Source organism: Sulfitobacter sp. G21635-S1, assembly GCF_027213915.1.
Lineage (GTDB): Bacteria > Pseudomonadota > Alphaproteobacteria > Rhodobacterales > Rhodobacteraceae > Sulfitobacter.
The window spans coordinates 1-393 of the sequence record NZ_JAPWGV010000081.1; the positions used below are offsets into that span (position 1 = coordinate 1).

General features: G+C 54.2%; 1 pseudogene. It reads right to left on the minus strand.

Annotation, left to right across the window (positions count from 1 at the left end):
• Positions 1-393 (minus strand): annotated as a pseudogene (locus O4H53_RS27255) (replication initiation protein RepC); the annotation flags it as partial.

The following is a 393-nucleotide window of genomic DNA, read 5'->3' on the forward strand; positions in this document are numbered from 1 at the left end:
GTCAAGCATCATGCGTAAGCCGTCGCCGGCAATGCGATATAGATTCTCTGGCGTCAGAGCGGGTGGCGCGGGGCAGGGAATTGATGATGGCGGTTCACTCTGTGCGATTTCCGCATGTCTTCCAGAGTTATCCACAGCGGGCGGCGTCTTTACAGTTTGAGTTTCTTCTCTGGTGTTTTGTGTAAAGGGCCGGAAGTTTTCCGCTGGCTGGTCGGAAGAAAGCCCACGTTTTTCAAGCCAGTCATCAAGGCTGTTGCACAGATCGGAACTGGCCTTCAAATGGGCGTTGAGCCGCTCCAGACCAAGACGGCTTAACGCATCGCTGCGTGGCCATTTATCGAAACTGGCGAGAATCTTGACGATCTCAGGATCTTTGATAGCCGAGGAGGGCAG